Below are 15,392 nucleotides of genomic sequence, written 5' to 3' on the forward strand. Positions count from 1 at the left end.
CCTTTCTCATCCAGAATTTGAGCGGTCCCCCCGTCCCCCCAACAACAGGAGCCTCCCCATGAGCAACGAGAAAACCGAAGCGAAGTGCCCGTTCAGCCAGGCCACCGGCGCCGGCACCACGAACCGCGACTGGTGGCCCGAGCAGCTGCGCCTGGACCTGCTGCACCAGCACTCCTCCAAATCCGATCCCCTGGGCGCCGGTTTCGACTACGCCAAGGCCTTCCAGAGCCTCGACCTCGCCTCGGTGAAGAAAGACCTCGCCGCGCTGATGACCGACTCGCAGGACTGGTGGCCCGCCGACTTCGGCCACTACGGCCCGCTCTTCATCCGCATGGCCTGGCACAGCGCCGGCACCTACCGCATCGGCGACGGCCGCGGCGGCGCCGGCCGCGGGCAGCAGCGCTTCGCGCCGCTCAACAGCTGGCCCGACAACGTGAGCCTGGACAAGGCGCGCCGCCTGCTGTGGCCGATCAAGCAGAAGTACGGCCAGAAGATTTCCTGGGCCGACCTGTTGATCCTCACCGGCAACGTCGCGCTCGAGACCATGGGCTTCAAGACCTTCGGCTTCGGCGGCGGCCGCCCCGACGTGTGGGAGCCCGACCAGGACGTGTACTGGGGCCGCGAGAAGACCTGGCTGGGCGGCGACGTGCGCTACGCACAGGGCTCGCCCGGTGTCGAGAAAGACCGCGGCGTGCTCGTGAAGGACGACGACAGCAAGGTGCCGCACAGCCGCAACCTCGAGAACCCGCTGGGCGCCGTGCAGATGGGCCTGATCTACGTGAACCCCGAAGGCCCGGACGGCAACCCCGACCCGATCGCCGCGGCCCACGACATCCGCGACACCTTCGCCCGCATGGCCATGAACGACGAGGAAACCGTGGCGCTCATCGCCGGCGGCCACACCTTCGGCAAGACGCACGGCGCGGGGCCGGCCTCGAACGTCGGCAAGGAGCCCGAAGCCGCCGGCCTCGAGGACCAGGGCTTCGGCTGGAAGAACAGCTTCGGCACCGGCAAGGGCGGCGACACCATCACCAGCGGCCTCGAAGTGACGTGGACCACCACGCCCACGAAGTGGAGCAACAACTTCTTCGAGAACCTGTTCGGCTACGAATGGGAGCTGACTAAGAGCCCCGCCGGCGCGCACCAGTGGGTGGCCAAGGGCGGTGCCGGTGCCGGCACCATCCCCGACGCGCACGACGGCTCCAAGCGCCATGCGCCGACCATGCTCACGACCGACCTGTCGCTGCGCCTGGACCCGGCCTACGAAAAGATCTCGCGCCGCTTCCTGGCCAACCCCGACCAGCTCGCCGACGCCTTCGCGCGCGCCTGGTTCAAGCTCACGCACCGCGACATGGGCCCGCGCGCCCGCTACCTCGGGCCCGAGGTGCCGGCCGAGGAGCTCATCTGGCAAGACCCGATCCCGGCCGTCGACCACCCGCTGGTCGACGCCAGCGACGTCGCGGCGCTGACGAAGAAGGTGCTGGCCTCGGGCCTCACGCCTGCGCAGCTGGTGTCGACGGCGTGGGCCTCGGCCTCCACCTTCCGCGGCTCCGACATGCGCGGCGGTGCCAACGGCGCCCGCGTGCGGCTGGCGCCCCAGAAGGACTGGGCCGTCAACCAGCCCGCGCAGCTGGCCCAGGTACTGAAGGTGCTCGAAGGCATCCAGAGCGAGTTCAACGCAGCGCAGACCGGCGGCAAGAAGATCTCGCTGGCCGACCTGATCGTGCTGGCCGGCGGTGCGGGCGTGGAACAGGCCGCGCGCAATGGCGGCCGTGAAGTGAAGGTGCCCTTCTCGCCGGGCCGCGCCGACGCCTCGCAGGAACAGACCGACGTGCCCTCGTTCGAGCCGCTGGAGCCCGCGGCCGACGGCTTCCGCAACTACCTGAAAGGCCGCTACAGCGTGCCCAGCGAAGCGCTGCTGATCGACAAGGCGCAGCTGCTCACGCTCACGGCGCCCGAGATGACCGTGCTGGTCGGCGGCCTGCGCGTGCTCGACACCAACGTCGGCCAGACGCGCCACGGCGTCTTCACGAAGACGCCCGGCACGCTGAGCAACGACTACTTCGTCAACCTGCTCGACATGGGCACGGAGTGGAAGGCCGTGTCGGACGCCAAGGAAGAGTACGAAGGCCGCGACCGCAAGACCGGCACCCTCAAGTGGACCGGCACGCGCGTCGACCTGGTGTTCGGCTCCAACGCGCAGCTGCGCGCCATCGCCGAGGTCTATGGCGCTTCCGACAGCCAGCAGAAGTTCATCGACGACTTCGTGGCCGCCTGGACCAAGGTGATGAACCTGGACCGCTTCGATCTCGCCTGAGGCGGGGCCCCTTCGGGCGCCTGCGCCGTCCGTGCCCCGGGGGCCTGTCCCCGCGGGCGCGGACTCCCATGAACGAGGTATTCGGTTTTCAGGCCGGGGCACTAGATTCGGCCCCATGAAATTCGCGAAGGCATGGCTTGCCGCCGGCGTCATCCTGGCGGCCTCGCAGTTCGGCGCGCTGTACGCGCAGGACGGCAACCCCGAATGGCGCGCGCTGCGCCAGGAACTCGTGCAACGCATCAACGCCAACTGCTACGACGTCGGCACGCTCGAGCTGGCGCAGCAGGTGCTGCAGACGGCGCAACGCACGGGCGGGCCCGAGTCCGCCGACACGGCCCTCAGCCTCGTGCTGCTGGCCCATGTCCACCAGCGGCAGGGGCAGCTGACCCGGGCCGCGCAGTCGTACACGGCCGCGCTCGCCATCCAGGAAAAGACCGCAGGACCCGACAGCCCGATGGTGGCGTTCACGCTGAGCGCGCTGGCCGGCCTGCACTACCGCCGCGAAGCCTTCGACCAGGCCATTGCGCTGTACGAACGCGCCCTGGCGATCCACGAGAAGCAACGGCGCCCCGACGCACACGCCGTGCTGTACAGCCGGCAGAACCTGGCCGCGGCTCATCGCGCCCAGGGCGCCTACGCCAAGGCCGCCCCGCTGTACGAACGCGAGCTCGACGCCAGAGCGCAGCCGCTGCTCGCGGTGGCCCTGGTGCACTGACGTGCACTGAAGCGCACCGAAACGCGCCACACCGCACCGAAACGCGCGGGCCGGCGCCCTGCGCCCGCTACTGCGCCATCTTCGATTCGCGCGCGTTCACCAGCTCCTCGGGCTCCTGCGACTCGACCCAGCTCTCGTTGTTGAGCCCGGCCTGCAGCCGCTCGGTGTCCAGTTCGTTCGTCCACTTGGCGACCACGATGGTGGCCACGCCGTTGCCGATCAGGTTGGTGAGCGCGCGGGCTTCCGACATGAAGCGGTCGATGCCCAGGATGAGCGCCAGCCCCGCCACCGGCACATGCCCCACCGCCGACAGCGTGGCCGCCAGCACGATGAAGCCGCTGCCCGTGACGCCGGCTGCCCCCTTCGAGGTGAGCAGCAGCACGGCCAGCAGCGTGATCTCCTGCGTGAGCGTCATCGGCGTGTTGGTGGCCTGCGCGATGAACACCGCCGCCATCGTCAGGTAGATCGAGGTGCCGTCCAGGTTGAACGAGTAGCCCGTGGGAATCACCAGCCCCACGCAGGTCTTGTGGGCGCCCAGGTTCTCCATCTTCTCCATCATGCGCGGCAGCACCGATTCGCTGGACGAGGTGCCCAGCACGATCAGCAGCTCTTCCTTGATGTACTTGATGAACTTCCAGATGCTGAAGCCGTGAAAGCGCGCAATGAGCCCCAGCACCACGAAGATGAACAGCAGACAGGTCAGGTAGAAGGTGCCCATGAGCTTGCCCAGCGACAGCAGGCTGCCCAGTCCGTACTTGCCGATGGTGAAGGCCATGGCACCGAAGGCGCCGATGGGCGCGAGCTTCATGATGTAGTTGACGATCACGAACAGCACGTGCGAGCCCTTCTCGATCACGTCGAACACCAGCGTGCCGCGCCCGCCGAAACGGTGCAGCGCAAAGCCGAACAGCACCGCTATCAGCAGCACCTGCAGGATCTCGCCCTTGGCGAAGGCGTCGACCACGGTGGAGGGAATCACGTTGAGCAGGAAGTCGACCGTGCCGGTCATCTTGCCGGGGCCGGTGTAGGCCGCGATGGCCTTGGTGTCGAGCGTGGACGCGTCGATGTTCATGCCCGCGCCGGGCTTGAGCAGGTTCACCAGCACGAGGCCGACCACCAGCGCGATGCTGCTCACGATCTCGAAGTACAAAAGCGCCAAGCCGCCGGTCTTGCCGACCTTCTTCATGTCTTCCATGCCGGCGATGCCGACCACCACGGTGCAGAAGATGATCGGCGCGATGATCATCTTGATGAGCTTGATGAAGCCGTCGCCCAAGGGCTTCATCGACTCGCCGAGCGAGGGGTAGAAGTACCCCAGGAGCACGCCGACGATCACCGCAGTGATCACCTGCACGTACAGGGAACGGTAAAGGGGGAGCTTCCTGGGTACTGTGCTTGTTGTATGTGCCATGACTGCCTCCTGAAAAGATGAAGGAAAACGCAGAAGAAAGGGTTCGTGTCGGGTTGCTTTCGATGGTTGAAGTCGTGTGTCCTGTGGGGGTGGTTCCGGCCCAAATGAAAAAACCCGCCGAAGCGGGTTTTTGTTTTCAGGGCGTGGCGCGCATGCTCAGTGCATGTGGAGGCCGCCGTTGACCGAGAAGTCGGCCCCGGTGCTGTAGCCGCCTTCGTCGGTGGCGAGCCACGCGATGATGGAAGCGATTTCGCTCGGCTCACCCAGGCGCTTGACCGGGATCGTGGCCACGATCTTGTCGAGCACTTCCTGGCGGATGGCCTTGACCATGTCGGTGCCGATGTAGCCCGGGCTCACCGTGTTCACGGTGACGCCCTTGTTGGCCAGCTCCTGCGCCAGCGCCATCGTGAAGCCGTGCATGCCGGCCTTGGCCGCCGAGTAGTTGGTCTGGCCGGCCTGGCCCTTGGCGCCGTTGACCGAGCTGATGTTGATGATGCGGCCCCAGCCCTTTTCGACCATGTCGCCCACCACCTGCTTGGTGACGTTGAACATGCTGTTGAGGTTGGTTTCGATCACCGCGCTCCAGTCCTCGGGCGTCATCTTGAGGAACATGCGGTCCCGCGTGATGCCGGCGTTGTTGACGAGCACGTCAATCGCCCCGTGGGCCGCCTTGGCGGCGGAGAAGGCCTCGACGGTGGATTGCCAGTCGCCGACATTGCCGACCGACGCGTGGAACTCGAAGCCTTCGGCTTTCTGTTCGGCCAGCCACTTGGCGTAGTCCCGCGTGGGGCCGCAACCTGCGACCACGGTGAACCCGTCTTTGTAGAGACGCTGGCAGATGGCTGTTCCGATGCCACCCATGCCTCCGGTGACATATGCAACTTTCTTGCTCATGAGATTTCCTTGATTGAAGCTAGCAAAAAGCCTGAACGGCCGCCTTCACTCTAGCCATTTTCAGGCCACACAACTCTGAGGGAGAACACTGAGCCAAGCTTGCAACCAGCTGTCACGGACATCACCTCGGCGGCACTCTATATGCTTGCGGCTTCGCGCCCGTGACAGGGCCCCTGCCGGCCACCCCACCAGGAGTTCGCACGCATGAATTTCGCAATCGTCGTCTTCCCCGAGGTCGAGGAGCTCGATTTCGTCGGTCCCTGGGAAATGCTCACCATGTGGAGCAAGCTGGCTGGCGGCCCCGCCAACTGCCTCGTGGTGGCGCAAACGCATGGCCCGGTCGTCTGCGCCAAGGGGCTGTCGATCAACCCGCATGTCTCGTTTGCCGACTGCCCGCCGCTCGATTTCGTGCTCGTGCCCGGCGGCATGGGCACGCGGCACGAGGTCGACAACCCCGCCATGGTGCAGTTCCTGGCCGCGCAGGCGCCCGGCTGCAAGGCGCTGCTGTCGGTGTGCACCGGTGCCTTCGTGCTGCATGCGGCCGGCCTGCTCTCGGGCCGCACCGCGACCACGCACTGGGGGTCGCTCGATCGCCTGCGCGCGCTCGGGGACGTGAAGGTGGTGGAGCAGCGCTTCGTGCAGGACGGCCACGTCTGGACCTCGGCCGGCGTGTCGGCCGGCACCGACCTGATGCTCGCCTTCATCGCTCATGTGTCGGGCGAGGAAGCCGCGGCCAAGGTGCAGCTGCAGGCCGAGTACTACCCGGCCGACACGGTGTACGGCCACACCTCGAGCCACGAGCGCGCGCCGTCGTATGTGCGGCGGCCGGGCTCGCGCGCGGGCCTCGCCTGACAGTTCGTTCATCCGTTCACCCGTTCCCTTGATCGATCGAACGGTCGGTCATTTCTTCTTTCTTACTTCTTTCGACCTCCATGTCCACGCCCGACCTCACCGACCTCGAACCGCTTTCCGTGCTCGCCGCCCGCGTGGGGGCGACGCTGCGCGAGCGGCGCCAGACGGTGGCGGTGGCCGAATCGTCGGCCGGCGGCCTGGTCTCGGCCGCCCTGCTCGCGTTGCCGGGCGCCTCGGCCTACTTCCTGGGCGGCGCGGTCATCTACTCGCGGCGCGCCGGCAAGGCCCTGCTCGGCCTCACGCCCGAGGACATGGGCGACATGCGCGGCGAGACCGAGCCCTATGCGCGCTTCATCTCGGGCCGCATCCGCGACGCCCATCGTTCGAAGTGGGGCATCTGCGAGAGCGGCGCGGCGGGACCGTCGGGCAGCCCGTACGGCGATGCGCCGGGGCACGTCTGCATCGCCGTGACCGGCGCGGACGGCCTCGTGGTCAGCCGCACGATCGAGACCGGCGCGACCGACCGGCCATGGAACATGGATGTGTTCGCGCGGCTGTTGCTGAAGTTGTTCGAGGAGACGTTGCAGACGGCCGACAACGGCAGCGACGCATGACCGAGACCGTGATTTCGACCGCCTCCGAAGAAGAGGTCCGCTCCGGCGTCCTAGGCCGCCGGTTGCGCGAGTTCAACTACGGCTTCGTCGGCGAGTACCCCGATACGCAACCCGTGTGGCTGAACGCGAAGGATGCGCAGGGCCGCCTGATGGGCGGGCTGCGTGGCTTCGTGTTCCTCGAATGGCTGCGCATCGACGTGCTGTTCGTCGAGGAGGAAGCCCGGGGCACCGGCCTGGGCCGCCGCCTGCTCGCGGAGGCGGAAGCACGCGGCAAGGCGCTGGGCGCCGGGAATGCCGCGCTCGAAACCTTCGAGTGGCAGGCGCGAGGCTTCTACCTGAAGCAGGGCTACGAAGAGTTCGCCCGCATCGACAACTACGCGCGCGGCAACTACCTTGCCTACATGAAGAAGAAGCTCTGAGCCCGGGGCATTGCGGCCCCTGACTCCCAAACTCTCAAGCTGCCGTCTTCAGTCCGCCTGCACCCCCGCAGCCCGGATCACCTTCCCCCACTTCTCGATCTCCGCCGCCAGATGGCTGCGCAGCGCCTCGGGCGTGACCTTCTCCATCGGCACGGCCTCGGTGCTGAGCTCGGCGAAGCGCTTCTTCACGTTGTCGTCCTGCAGCGCGGCGCGCAGGGCCACGTTGAGCTTCTCGATCACCGCCGGCGGCGTGCCCTTGGGCGCATACACGCCGTGCCACACCTTCACGTCGAAGCCCTTGAGGCCCTGCTCGTCGAGCGTGGGGATGTCGGGCATGCTCGACAGGCGTTTGGGCGTGGTCACGCCGAACACCTTCACGCGCTGGCCGTCCTTGATGACGGGCGCGGTCTGCGTGGTCTGGTCGCACAGCAGGTCGACCTGCCCGCCCATGAGGTCGTTGAGCGCCGGGCCTGCGCCCTTGTAGGGCACGGTCGTGAGCTGCACGCCGATCTGGTGCGCGAAGAGCATGCCGCACAGCTGCGAGACGGCGCCGATGCCGGCGTTGGCAAGCGAGACCTTGTCCTTGTTGGCCTTCACGTAGGCCAGCAGCTCCTTGAAGTTGTTGGCCGGGAAGTCCTTGCGCGACAGCAGGGTCATCGGCACGTCCATGACCTGGCCGACGTACTCGAAGTCTTTCAGCGGGTCGTAGTTGAGCTTCTTGTACAGCGCGGGTGCGGTGGCCATGCCCATGTGGTGGATGAGGATGGTGTAGCCGTTGGGCGCGGCCTTGGCCACGCGGGTCGGCGCGATGGTGCCACCCGCGCCCACGGTGTTCTCGACCACCACGCTCTGCCCCAGCGACTTGCCCATGGGCACGGCGAGCATGCGCGCCACCACGTCGGTGGGGCCGCCGGCCGAGTACGGCACGACCATCACGATGGGCTTGTCGGGCCACGCGGCCTGCGCGGCGGCAGGCGATGCGGCGGCGAGCAGGCAGGCGCCCGCCGATGCGGCGATGAGGGCTTTCAGTTTCCAGGTCTTCGTTGCGTTCACTTCTTTGTCTCCTTGTGGTTTGTCTGTGGATCAGTGCGTCACGGATGAATCGCCGGGGCCGTGCGAGGCGGCCAGCGCGAGCCAGCGCTCGGCCAACCGCACCACGGGCCCGTCGACCATGCGGCCATCGAGGCTCACGACGCCGCCGCCGGCCGCGCGCACGGCCTCGGTGACGCGGTGCGCCCAGGCCACCTCGTCGGCCGTGGGCCCGAGCGCGGCCTGCACGGGCGCGACCTGCTCGGGATGGATACACAGCTTGGCGCCGAAGCCGCCGCGCCGGGCGCGCGCGGTGTCGGCGGCGAGCCGCTGGGCGTCGCGCCAGTCGGGCGAGACGCCGTCGATGGGCGTGGCCAGCCCGGCGCGGCGCGAGGCCAGCACGAGCGCGAGGCGCACAGGCACCAGCTCGGCCTCGTCGGCATCGCAGGCCATGCCGAGGTCGGCCTGGAAATCGAGGTGGCCGAAGGCCAGCCGCAGCACCTGCGGCGCACCCGCGATGGCATCGAGCGCCGCGAGCCCCGCGGCCGATTCGATGAGCGGCACCAGCACGGCCTTCGGTCCGACGGTCGCGGCCAGCCGATGCAACTCGTCGGCGTGCTCGGCCTTGGGCAGGACGATGCCGGCGATCAGGCCGTCGGCGATCCAGCCCGCCGCGCGCGCGCAGTCGTCGCCATGCCACGGCGTGCCGCTGGCGTTCACGCGCACGAGCAGCCGCCCTCGCCCTTCGGCGGGCAACGCCGCCAGCGAGGCACCGAGCGCGTCGCGCGCCTCGGCCTTGCGCGCGGGCGCCACGGCGTCTTCGAGGTCGATGATCACGCCGCCCGCACCCGTCGCCAGCGCACGTGCGTGGCGCTCGGGCCGGTCGGCCGGCACGAAGAGAAAGGCGCGCGCCAAGGCGAGCGCGGCGTTCGCGGGTCCGCTCATACCGCCCCGGCCGCGCGCAGCGTCGCAATCGCGTCATCGCCGCGGCCCAGGCTGCGCAGGATGGCGTCGGTGTGCTGGCCGACCGCAGGCACCGGGTCCATGCGGTAGTCGAACGCGCTCTGGCGACCGGCCGGCAGCAGCGCCGGGATGTCGCCGGCCGGCGAACCGACCTGGCGCCAGCGCTCGCGCGCCTGCAGCTGCGGGTGCGCCCACAACCCGGCCATGTCGTTCATGCGTGCATTGGCGATCTGCGCGGTGTCGAGCCGTTCGAGCACCTGCGCCGCGCTGAGCGCGCCGAAGGTGTCGACGATGAGTGCACGCAGCGCCTCGCGGTGTTCGTTGCGCCGCGCGTTGCTGTCGAAGCGCGGGTCGCTCGCGAGCTCGGGGCGCAGCAGCACCTTGTCGCAGAAGGCGCGCCACTCGCGCTCGTTCTGCAGGCCCAGCATCACGGTGCCGCCGTCGCCCGCGGGGAACGGGCCGTAGGGATAGATGGTGGCGTGCGAGGCGGCGCTGCGCGGCGGCGGCGGCGCGCCGTCGTAGGCGTAGTACATCGGGTAGCCCATCCACTCGGCAAGCGATTCGAGCATCGACACGTCGATGTGCGAGCCCTTGCCCGTCTTGCCGCGCTGCAGCAGCGCCGCCAGGATGCCGGTGTAGGCGTACATGCCCGCCGCGATGTCGGCGATGGAGTTGCCCGACTTGCACGGATCGTCGGGCGTGCCCGTCACCGAGAGAAAGCCGGCCTCGCTCTGGATCAGCAGGTCGTAGGCCTTCTTGTCGCGGTACGGCCCGTCTTCGCCGTAGCCCGAGATGTCGCAGACGATGAGCGCGGGGTGCTTCTCCTGCAGCACCTGCGCGCCCAGGCCCATGCGCGCGGCGGCGCCAGGTGCGAGGTTCTGCACCAGCACGTCGGCGCCGGCCACCAGCTCCTGCAGCACGGCGAGCGCGGCGGGCTGCTTCAGGTCGAGCGTGAGGCTTTCCTTCGAGCGGTTGACCCACACGAAGTGCGAGGCCTCGCCGTTCACGCGCTCGTCGTAGGCGCGCGCAAAGTCGCCGCCGCCGGGGCGCTCGACCTTGATGACGCGCGCGCCGAGGTCGGCGAGCTGGCGGGTGCAGAACGGCGCCGCGATGGCGTGTTCGAGCGAGATGACGGTGATGCCGTCCAGGGGTCTGGTCATGGGCTTCTTCTTTCTTTCCTTGCGTCAGGCGAGCACGGCCGTGGCCTGCATCGTGAGCCAGCCGTCGGCGTCTTCGCCCCACAGGCTGAAGGTCTTGCCGTCGGTGCTGCCTTCGGCGGGCTTGCCGTGCACGCGGAACGGCGCGATGTCGAAGGTCGGGCGCACGGCGCGAAACTCGAAGCGCGCGAGCTGCGCATCGGCCGGCGCGTTGCGGCGCAACAGGTCGACCAGCAGCGTCGCGATCAGCGGGCCGTGCACGATGAGGCCCGGGTAGCCCTCGACCTGCGTGACGTAACGACGGTCGTAGTGGATGCGGTGGCCGTTGAAGGTCAGCGCCGAGTAGCGGAACAGCAGCACGTCGTCGGGCACGAGGTCGCGGCTGAAAGTGGCGTCCTTCGGTGCGGGCGTGGGCGGCGGTGCGGCCTCGCCGGGCGCGGCGGCGGCGCGGTAGACGATGTCGTGCTCTTCGGTCAGCGCGAGCCCTCGCGCGTTGCGCACTTCATGGCGCACCAGCACGAACACCAGCTCACCCGTGCGGCCGGCCTTGTGCGTGACCGAGGCGATGGTCGAGGTGCGCTCGATCGCATCGCCCACCTGCAGCGGATTGCCCGGTTCCCACGTCAACCGGCCGCCGGCCCACATGCGGCGCGGCAGCGGCACGGGCGGCAGGAAACCGCCGCGCTTCGCGTGGCCGTCTTCGCCGATCTCGGATTGGCGGTGGTGCGGCAGGAAGTAGAGCCAGTGCCACAGCGCAGGCAGGCGCGTGCCCGCCTCGGGCAGCAGGTCGTCGCGGTCGAGCGTGGCGGACAAGCCGCGCACGGGCGCAGCCGTGAGGTCGTCGCGCAGTGTTTCGCTGCGGCCCTGCCAGGCCTGCAGGTGCGCGAGGGCTTCGGCGTCGATCAGGGGAGAAGTCATGTCGTGTGTGTCGGGAAGAAGGATGAGTGGCGGGGTCAGTCGACCGCGGCGCCCGAGGCCTTGACGATGCGCGCCCACTTGGCGAGGTCGGCATGCAGCAGCGCCGAGAACTGCTCGGGCGAGGTGGGCGCGGCGATCTCCACGCCCTGCTGGTCGAGCTTGTCGCGCAGGTCCTTGGCCGCGAGCGCCTTGCGCGTGGCGTCCTGCAGGGTCGCGAGCACGTCGGCCGGCACGCCCGCGGGCGCGAACAGGCCGATCCACAGCGTGCCGTTGTAGCCCGGCACCTGCTCGGCGATGGCGGGCACGTCGGGCAGCACGGGCGAGCGCTTTTCGCCGCTCACGGCCAGCGCGCGCAGCTTGCCGGCCTTGATGTGCGCCAGCGCCGAAGGCAGGCTCGCGAACACGATGGGCAATTGCCCGCCCAGCACGTCGTTGATGGCAGGTGCCACGCCCTTGTACGGCACGTGCTGCAGCGAGATGCCGCCCATGCTGTTGAGCATTTCACCCAGCAGGTGGTTGAGCGTGCCGTTGCCGGCCGAGGCGTACTGGTAGTTGGCGCCCTTCTCGCGCGCCAGCTTCAGGAATTCGGCGAAGTTCTTCGCGGGGAACGACGGGTTCACCAGCAACACGTTGGGCACCGCGCCGACCAGGCCGACGGGCTTGAAGTCTTTCTCGGGGTCGAAGCCCGGGTTCTTGTACAGCGCGGGGTTGATGGCCTGGCTGCTGCTGATCGTCATGAGCAGCGTGTAGCCGTCCTTCGGGCCCTTGGCGACCAGCTGCGTGCCGATGTTGCCGCCCGCGCCGGGGCGGTTGTCGACCACCACGCCGGCGTTGTTCAACACCTCGCCGAGCTTCTGGCCCACAAGGCGGCCGACGATGTCGTTGGTGCCGCCCGCGGCCTGAGGCACGACGAGCGTGATGGGGCGCGAGGGGTAGGTCTGGGCGGTGGCCGGGTTGGTGGCCAGCAAGGCGGTGGCGGCCAGGCCGAAGGCGATCAGCGCCTTGGCGCGAAGCCGCAAGGCGGGGGTGGTGTCGTGTGTCTCCATGGCCGCATGGTCTGCCGCCCGCCCCGTCGGCGCAATCTGCGATTTCGGAAGCCAGGCTTCTGAAATTCCGAAGGCTTGACTACCATCGCCCCATGCTCTTCGACCTCACCGACCTGCGCCTGTTCGTGGCCACGGCCGAACTCGGCAACCTCACGCGGGCGGCCGAGCGCCAGCACCTGTCGCTGGCCGCGGCCAGCGCGCGCATCAAGGCGCTCGAGACCCAGGCCGGCCTGCAGCTGCTGCAGCGCGAGGCCCGCGGCGTGCGCCTGCTGCCGCCGGGCGAAGCCTTCCTGCACCACGCCCGGCTGGTGCTGCACCAGGCCGACCAGTTGCGCGCCGACCTGCTCGAGTACGGCGGCGGGCTGCGCGGCCATCTGCGCGTGTTCGCCAACACCACGGCGGTGACCGATTTCCTGCCCGAGATCCTGCCCGGCTTCCTGGCCGCCAACCCGCGCATCAACGTCGACCTTCAGGAAAAACCGAATGCTCAGATCCCGCGCGGCGTGCGCGACGGGCGCGCCGACATCGGCATCGTCGCGGGCCAGATGGACACGCTGGGCCTGGACACCATCCACTTCAGCACCGACCGGCTGGTGCTCGTCACGGCGCGCCAGCACCGCTTTGCGCGGCGCCGCCGCATCTCGTTCGCCGAAACGCTCGACGAAGACGCCATCGGCATGCAGCAGGGCAGCACGCTGCAGGCCTTCCTGGGGCAGATCACCGACCACCTGGGCAAGCGCCAGAAGCTGCGCATCCAGCTCGGCAGCTTCGACGCCATGTGCCGGATGATCGGCAGCGGCGTGGGCATCGGCGTGGTGCCGGAGTCGGCCGCGCGGCGCAACCAGGAGAGCATGGGGCTCGCGCTGGTCGAGCTCAGCGACCCGTGGTGCGTGCGCGAGCGCTACCTGCTCGTGCGCGACCGCGCCGCCCTGCCCGTGTACGCCCAGGCGCTGGTCGAGACCTTGTGCAAGCACTACGCCGAGGCGCAGGCCGAAACCGGCTGACGGCCGGTTTTTCGGCCAAAAACAGGCACTTGCAGGCGGCTTGTGAGAAACCCGATGTCTTCCCCATTTTCTGTGCACAACTTTGGGGGTAAGTCAGGGGCAGCGTTGTAAAGCGATTGCAAGTTGTTGTTTTATAAAGGGAATAGTTAGTCTGCTTAAATTTTTTGCAGTGCACAAGTCTGGCGGCCGACAGGTCCAAAAATGGCTCTAAAACAGGAAAGTCAAGCGAAAAAACAGGGGGTTGCCTGTGCTAGGCCACCCTTTGAAACCAACGACTTGCCGCCGGTTGTGAAGAAGTCCGCTTCAATCCCCACTTTCTGTGGGCAACTTTGGGGGTAACTGGGGTGGAGCTTTGTAAAACGAATGCAAGTTGTTGTTTTACAAAGGGATTCCACACATTGCTCAATTTTTGAGCGGTGAACAAGAGCGTCAGCCAGTCGGGTGACCGTCACCCAAATGAATCCAAAGGTTCTCAGCACGCCGAATCGGGCCGATGCGGGCGCGAAAGAGGGCCGCTACAGTCGCCCTGACATGCTCGAAGCCCTCAGCTCCCCCGGGTCCTGCCTCGGTGCCGTCGCCGGGCTGCTGATCGCCCTGCTGGTTCACTGGCTGGCACCCGCCGGCATCGACACGGTGCACGCCGGCGCGTGGCTGGTGGGCATCGGCTGGCTCGCGGGCCTGGCCTGGGACCTCGTGGCTTCGGACCGGTCGAAGTAATCCGCAGGCAAGACCCGCAAACAGCGGGCACAAAAAAGGGAGGGGAGGCATCGGCCCTTGCGAGCCCCTGCCTCCCCTCCCCGTACCGGTTCACCCGGTGCTCAGGCTCAGCGCTCGATCGTCAGCGCCACGCCCATGCCGCCGCCGATGCACAGCGAAGCAATGCCCTTCTTGGCGTTCTGGCGCTGCATTTCGTGCAGCAGCGTCACCAGGATGCGGCAGCCCGACGCGCCGATGGGGTGGCCGATGGCGATGGCGCCGCCGTTCACGTTCACCTTGTTCACGTCCCAGCCCATTTCGCGGTTCACGGCGCAGGCCTGTGCGGCGAAGGCTTCGTTGATCTCGAGCAGGTCGAGGTCGGCGGCCTTCCAGCCGGCGCGCTGCAGCGCCTTCTGCGATGCGGGCACGGGGCCCATGCCCATGATGGTCGGGTCCAGGCCGGCGGTGGCGTAGCTGGCGATGCGGCCCAGCGGCTTCAGGCCCAGGGCCGCGGCCTTCTTGGCCGTCATGACCATCACGGCGGCTGCGCCGTCGTTCAGGCCCGAGGCATTGCCCGCGGTCACGCCGCCGGCCTTGTCGAAGGCGGGACGCAGGCCGGCCAGCACTTCGGCGTTGGTCTTGCGGTTGATGAACTCGTCCTGGTTGAAGACGAGCGGGTCGCCCTTCTTCTGCGGAATGCTCACGCCGACGATTTCGTCCTTGAACTTGCCGGCGTCCTGCGCGGCGGCAGCCTTGGTCTGGCTGGCCAGGGCCAGTTCGTCCTGCGAGGCGCGGTCGATGTTGTACTTCTTGGCCACGTTCTCGGCCGTGATGCCCATGTGGTACTGGTTGTACACGTCCCACAGGCCGTCGACGATCATGGTGTCGACCAGCTTCCAGTCGCCCATGCGCTGGCCGTTGCGCGAGTTGGGCAGCACGTGCGGCGCCATGCTCATGTTTTCCTGACCGCCGGCAATGACGATCTCGGAGTCGCCCGTGGCCACGGCCTGCGCCGCCAGCATCACGGCCTTCAGGCCCGAGCCGCACACGGCGTTGATGGTGAGCGCCGGCGTTTCCTTGGTGCCGCCGCCCTTGAGCCAGGCCTGGCGCGCGGGGTTCTGGCCGGCGCCGGCCGCGAGCACCTGGCCCATGATGGCCTCGCCCACCTGGTCGGCCGTGAGGTTGGCGCGCGCGATCACTTCCTTGATCACGAGGGCGCCCAGCTCGGTGGCGGGAATGCCGGCGAGCGAGCCGCCGAATTTGCCGACCGCCGTACGCGCAGCCGAAACGATGACGATGTCTTCCATGAGGTTCTCTCCGTTGAGGTGATTTGAAATCGGTTGCGATCTTGCGGGAG

Annotated in this window: 15 protein-coding genes; 7 read left to right on the top strand and 8 right to left on the bottom strand. The window is 68.2% G+C overall.

Features of this window, described 5'->3' with window-relative positions; genetic code table 11:
• Positions 1–58: 58 nt before the first annotated feature.
• Entirely contained in the window at positions 59–2,317 is a 2,259-nt protein-coding gene (gene katG, locus AC07YS_RS12680; RefSeq protein WP_495268621.1) for a catalase/peroxidase HPI, read from the top strand.
• A gap of 115 nt (positions 2,318–2,432) precedes the next feature.
• Complete coding sequence (locus AC07YS_RS12685) at positions 2,433–3,032, top strand: tetratricopeptide repeat protein (RefSeq protein WP_495268620.1); 600 nt, start codon at positions 2,433–2,435, stop codon at positions 3,030–3,032.
• A gap of 67 nt (positions 3,033–3,099) precedes the next feature.
• Here AC07YS_RS12685 and AC07YS_RS12690 read toward each other — a convergent pair whose 3' ends face one another.
• Both AC07YS_RS12690 and phbB read right to left on the bottom strand, forming a co-directional pair.
• A complete protein-coding gene (locus AC07YS_RS12690) occupies positions 3,100–4,443 on the bottom strand; it encodes a dicarboxylate/amino acid:cation symporter (protein WP_062480874.1) in 1,344 nt (447 codons plus the stop codon).
• Positions 4,444–4,599: 156 nt separating this feature from the next.
• Positions 4,600–5,337 (bottom strand): acetoacetyl-CoA reductase, encoded by a 738-nt coding sequence (phbB, locus tag AC07YS_RS12695; RefSeq protein ID WP_062480872.1) that lies wholly within the window; start codon positions 5,335–5,337, stop codon positions 4,600–4,602.
• 204 nt (positions 5,338–5,541) lie between these two features.
• Between phbB and AC07YS_RS12700 the strand changes: the two genes are divergently transcribed.
• The 3 genes from AC07YS_RS12700 to AC07YS_RS12710 all read left to right on the top strand — a co-directional run bounded on the left by AC07YS_RS12700 (position 5,542) and on the right by AC07YS_RS12710 (position 7,222).
• Complete coding sequence (locus AC07YS_RS12700; protein ID WP_495268619.1) at positions 5,542–6,189, top strand: DJ-1/PfpI family protein; 648 nt, start codon at positions 5,542–5,544, stop codon at positions 6,187–6,189.
• An 80-nt stretch (positions 6,190–6,269) separates the two neighbouring features.
• Positions 6,270–6,803, top strand: coding sequence for a CinA family protein (locus AC07YS_RS12705; RefSeq protein WP_495268618.1), 534 nt, complete (start codon positions 6,270–6,272; stop codon positions 6,801–6,803).
• Positions 6,800–7,222, top strand: coding sequence for a GNAT family N-acetyltransferase (locus AC07YS_RS12710; protein WP_095947110.1), 423 nt, complete (start codon positions 6,800–6,802; stop codon positions 7,220–7,222). Before AC07YS_RS12705 ends, AC07YS_RS12710 begins: the two co-directional genes overlap by 4 nt.
• A 48-nt stretch (positions 7,223–7,270) precedes the next feature.
• Here the strand turns inward: AC07YS_RS12710 and AC07YS_RS12715 are convergent, their stop codons facing one another.
• Genes AC07YS_RS12715 through AC07YS_RS12735 form a run of 5 tightly spaced genes read right to left on the bottom strand, consistent with a single transcriptional unit; the run spans position 7,271 to position 12,335 of the window.
• The gene (locus AC07YS_RS12715) at positions 7,271–8,275 is read right to left on the bottom strand and encodes a tripartite tricarboxylate transporter substrate binding protein BugD (protein WP_495268617.1); all 1,005 of its coding nucleotides are present in this window, start codon (positions 8,273–8,275) and stop codon (positions 7,271–7,273) included.
• 30 nt (positions 8,276–8,305) lie between these two features.
• Positions 8,306–9,196 (bottom strand): HpcH/HpaI aldolase/citrate lyase family protein, encoded by an 891-nt coding sequence (locus tag AC07YS_RS12720; protein WP_495268616.1) that lies wholly within the window; start codon positions 9,194–9,196, stop codon positions 8,306–8,308.
• Complete coding sequence (locus AC07YS_RS12725; RefSeq protein WP_495268615.1) at positions 9,193–10,374, bottom strand: CaiB/BaiF CoA transferase family protein; 1,182 nt, start codon at positions 10,372–10,374, stop codon at positions 9,193–9,195. The genes AC07YS_RS12720 and AC07YS_RS12725 overlap by 4 nt, the downstream gene beginning before the upstream one ends.
• Positions 10,375–10,398: 24 nt before the next feature.
• A complete protein-coding gene (locus AC07YS_RS12730; RefSeq protein WP_495268614.1) occupies positions 10,399–11,289 on the bottom strand; it encodes an HTD2 family dehydratase in 891 nt (296 codons plus the stop codon).
• A 35-nt stretch (positions 11,290–11,324) separates the two neighbouring features.
• Positions 11,325–12,335 carry a Bug family tripartite tricarboxylate transporter substrate binding protein gene (locus AC07YS_RS12735; protein ID WP_495268613.1) on the bottom strand — a complete coding sequence of 337 codons (1,011 nt, stop codon included), beginning with the start codon at positions 12,333–12,335 and terminating at the stop codon, positions 11,325–11,327.
• Between the two features lie 92 nt (positions 12,336–12,427).
• Here AC07YS_RS12735 and AC07YS_RS12740 point away from each other — a divergent pair, with 92 nt between their 5' ends.
• Both AC07YS_RS12740 and AC07YS_RS12745 read left to right on the top strand, forming a co-directional pair.
• On the top strand, positions 12,428–13,339 hold the full coding sequence (locus tag AC07YS_RS12740; protein WP_487849375.1) for a LysR family transcriptional regulator: 912 nt from the start codon (positions 12,428–12,430) through the stop codon (positions 13,337–13,339).
• Positions 13,340–13,795: 456 nt separating this feature from the next.
• Positions 13,796–14,056, top strand: coding sequence for a hypothetical protein (locus AC07YS_RS12745; RefSeq protein ID WP_495268612.1), 261 nt, complete (start codon positions 13,796–13,798; stop codon positions 14,054–14,056).
• Positions 14,057–14,163: 107 nt separating this feature from the next.
• Here the strand turns inward: AC07YS_RS12745 and AC07YS_RS12750 are convergent, their stop codons facing one another.
• Positions 14,164–15,342: an acetyl-CoA C-acetyltransferase gene (locus tag AC07YS_RS12750; RefSeq protein WP_095745805.1), complete on the bottom strand. Its 1,179-nt coding sequence runs from the start codon at positions 15,340–15,342 to the stop codon at positions 14,164–14,166.
• Positions 15,343–15,392 lie beyond the last annotated feature (50 nt).

The sequence above is a fragment of the Variovorax sp. GW458-11-26-14-LB1 genome (assembly GCF_059423965.1).

What these genes read in the sequence shown, in the direction of transcription:
- katG (WP_495268621.1), top strand. Translation starts at nt 59, where the DNA reads ATGAGCAACGAGAAAACCGAAGCGAAGTGCCCGTTCAGCCAGGCCACC.
- AC07YS_RS12685 (WP_495268620.1), top strand. Translation starts at nt 2,433, where the DNA reads ATGAAATTCGCGAAGGCATGGCTTGCCGCCGGCGTCATCCTGGCGGCC.
- AC07YS_RS12690 (WP_062480874.1), bottom strand. Translation starts at nt 4,443, where the DNA reads ATGGCACATACAACAAGCACAGTACCCAGGAAGCTCCCCCTTTACCGT.
- phbB (WP_062480872.1), bottom strand. Translation starts at nt 5,337, where the DNA reads ATGAGCAAGAAAGTTGCATATGTCACCGGAGGCATGGGTGGCATCGGA.
- AC07YS_RS12700 (WP_495268619.1), top strand. Translation starts at nt 5,542, where the DNA reads ATGAATTTCGCAATCGTCGTCTTCCCCGAGGTCGAGGAGCTCGATTTC.
- AC07YS_RS12705 (WP_495268618.1), top strand. Translation starts at nt 6,270, where the DNA reads ATGTCCACGCCCGACCTCACCGACCTCGAACCGCTTTCCGTGCTCGCC.
- AC07YS_RS12710 (WP_095947110.1), top strand. Translation starts at nt 6,800, where the DNA reads ATGACCGAGACCGTGATTTCGACCGCCTCCGAAGAAGAGGTCCGCTCC.
- AC07YS_RS12720 (WP_495268616.1), bottom strand. Translation starts at nt 9,196, where the DNA reads ATGAGCGGACCCGCGAACGCCGCGCTCGCCTTGGCGCGCGCCTTTCTC.
- AC07YS_RS12725 (WP_495268615.1), bottom strand. Translation starts at nt 10,374, where the DNA reads ATGACCAGACCCCTGGACGGCATCACCGTCATCTCGCTCGAACACGCC.
- AC07YS_RS12730 (WP_495268614.1), bottom strand. Translation starts at nt 11,289, where the DNA reads ATGACTTCTCCCCTGATCGACGCCGAAGCCCTCGCGCACCTGCAGGCC.
- AC07YS_RS12735 (WP_495268613.1), bottom strand. Translation starts at nt 12,335, where the DNA reads ATGGAGACACACGACACCACCCCCGCCTTGCGGCTTCGCGCCAAGGCG.
- AC07YS_RS12740 (WP_487849375.1), top strand. Translation starts at nt 12,428, where the DNA reads ATGCTCTTCGACCTCACCGACCTGCGCCTGTTCGTGGCCACGGCCGAA.
- AC07YS_RS12745 (WP_495268612.1), top strand. Translation starts at nt 13,796, where the DNA reads ATGAATCCAAAGGTTCTCAGCACGCCGAATCGGGCCGATGCGGGCGCG.
- AC07YS_RS12750 (WP_095745805.1), bottom strand. Translation starts at nt 15,342, where the DNA reads ATGGAAGACATCGTCATCGTTTCGGCTGCGCGTACGGCGGTCGGCAAA.